General features: G+C 41.6%; 3 protein-coding genes. All 3 read left to right on the forward strand.

What is annotated here, in order from left to right; genetic code table 11:
• Nucleotides 1-1,220: DUF445 domain-containing protein (locus A3757_RS21035; RefSeq protein WP_369819587.1), on the forward strand; the 1,220-nt coding region annotated here is incomplete at its 5' end.
• A 76-nt stretch (nt 1,221-1,296) separates the two neighbouring features.
• Entirely contained in the window at nt 1,297-2,097 is an 801-nt protein-coding gene (locus tag A3757_RS21040; RefSeq protein WP_068508713.1) for an ion transporter, read from the forward strand.
• A gap of 91 nt (nt 2,098-2,188) precedes the next feature.
• The coding region (locus A3757_RS21045) for a TetR/AcrR family transcriptional regulator (protein ID WP_156506469.1) at nt 2,189-2,517 on the forward strand (329 nt) is incomplete at its 3' end.

Consider the following 2,517-nt stretch of genomic DNA (forward strand, 5'->3'; position numbering starts at 1 on the left):
AAGTGAACTCATACTTCGAGCTACTCAAGTTGGCAAGCATTCCCTTAATTGCGGGAATTGTTGGATTCATCACCAACTGGTTAGCCATTAAGCTTACTTTTTATCCGATCAAATTCTGGGGCATTCGGCCCATTTTTGGCTGGCAGGGAATTATTCCCTCAAAGGCTAGGAAGATGGCGGAAATCAGTGTTGATTCAACCTTGTCCAGAATTGGCTCAGTCTCTGATATTGTTGAGCAAATGAGCCCTGCTCTAATTGGCGAGCATATTCTCGAGTCACTTGCTCCTCGCACTGAAGAACTAGTTGATGAAATTATGCTTAAGCGCCATCGAACGCTTTGGCAAAATCTACCAAGACCCGTTAAAGAGCTGGTTTATGAGAGGGTAAAGAGTCAACTGCCGAGAATTATGCAGAATCTTGTCGAGGATATCGGGCCAAAGATAGAGTCATTGTTTGATCTTAAGCTGATGGTTATCGAGAAGCTGGAAGATGATAAAACGCTGCTGAATAAAATCTTTCTCGAATGCGGGGCTCAGGAGTTTCGCTTTATTATAAAAAGCGGCCTCTGGTTTGGCTTTTTGTTTGGGCTTCCCCAGTTAATACTTTGGTACTTCTTACCCTACCCGTGGATCTTGCCAGTATGCGGATTTTTGGTGGGGTGGGCGACTAACTGGGTGGCGTTGAATATGATTTTCCGGCCTGTTAAGCCCTTTAAGTTTTTAGGCCTGACAATACACGGTTTATTTTTAAAGCGGCAAGACTCTGTATCAGAGTCTTTTTGTAAAATCATTACTGAAGAAATCCTGACAGTTGATCAAATCGCCCAAGCCATGCTGAAAGGGCCGGAAGCAAAGCGTACAAGGGCTATTATTCAAAGACATTTTGAAAACATGGTAGATGATACGGTTGGTTTGATTAAGCCTTTTACTCAAGCCGCTATGGGGCCGAAAGGCTTTGCTGAACTCAAAGAAGATGCCGGATTGAAGGCAGTAGATTTGTCAAAAACTACGCTGCGTGACCCTTTGTTTAACCAGGAGAGGGCCAAGGTTGTACAGGATATCATGGCGCAACGAATGAAGGAGCTCCCTTCTGAAGAATTTCAGGATCTACTAAGGCCTTGTTTTCAGGAAGATGAGATAAAACTGATCATTATCGGTGGTATTCTTGGTGCCATGGCTGGCTTGGCTCAGCTTGCTTATATATTTGGTCAGAGTCTTTAAGTGACTATTTCCTCTGTTTCGGTAAAATAGCCGTCAAGTATTACCTAATCCAAGTTTTTTATAGTTTACGCAGTTAATGAATTATTCTTCGCTACAGTCTCTTTTTTACCAACTCAAGAACAATCGGGCTTTTGAGCTCTTTGTTATTTTTATCATTATTATTTCCGCCTTGGAAATTGGCGCAAAAACCTACGATTTGCCTGTGCAGGCCATAGCATTCACCAAAATGCTGGATCTGTTTATCACCCTGTTCTTTCTGGTTGAAATCGTTATTCGTTTTGTTGCTGAGCCAAATAAGCGGCACTTCTTTAAAAGCGGTTGGAACGTATTTGATACGCTGGTGGTGGTAATAAGTCTGATACCAATTGACGACTCTGAAATGGCATTGTTGGCTCGTTTGGTCAGAGTGTTCAGAGTTTTGAGGATGATATCGGTGATTCCTGAGTTGCGCATCTTGATTAACTCTTTAATCAAGGCCTTGCCACAGCTGGGCTATGTCATGCTTTTGATGTTTATCATCTTTTATATCTATGCTGCTGTCGGAAGCTTTTTATTCCAAACAATTAATCCTGACTTATGGGGAAATATTGCTATTTCCATGCTGACCTTGTTTAGGGTGATGACCTTTGAAGATTGGACTGATGTTCAATATGAAACGATGGAGGTGTACCCCTTCAGCTGGATATACTACTTATCGTTTATCTTTTTTACAGCCTTTGCATTTCTCAATATGGTAATTGGTATTGTCGTTAATGTGATGGAAGAAGAGCATGCTAAAGCGCGGCAAGAAAGTAAAAAGGATGAGCCAACTATTAGTGACCTTCAAGCTGAAATCTTAAGCATGAAACAGATGATTGTGGATCTTAAGAAAAACTAGAATAGCTGTGAATTTAGAACTAGACTTAATGACTATCGGTCACCTAGCTGGCTGATTGAATTAATTCGTAATTGAAGTTTGTGAGAGTGTAATGTCGGAAGGAAGTGAAGGCTTAAGTCGAAAGCAGGTTGAGTTTGCTAAGAGGGAGCAGGAAATTCTCAAAGCGGCGATCAGTTTGTTTGAGAACCCACATTGGGAAACTGTGACCGTTGAGCAGATTTCCAAAAAAGCAGAGATAGGCAAAGGGACCGTTTATAAGCATTTTACCTGTAAAGAAGAGATTTACGCTCAGATTTCAATCTCGTTTTTGCGTCGTATGCTGGCCTCTTACGAAGCGCTACCACCACATTCAGAAGCAATAGATATCATTCGTGAAATTATTCGCGCTTCCTTTGCGCAATTTCTTGATAATCCGGCTGA

This window comes from Oleiphilus sp. HI0117 (genome assembly GCF_001635235.1).

Excerpts from the sequence above, each read along its gene's own strand:
- A3757_RS21040 (WP_068508713.1), top strand. The coding sequence starts at position 1,297 with ATGAATTATTCTTCGCTACAGTCTCTTTTTTACCAACTCAAGAACAAT.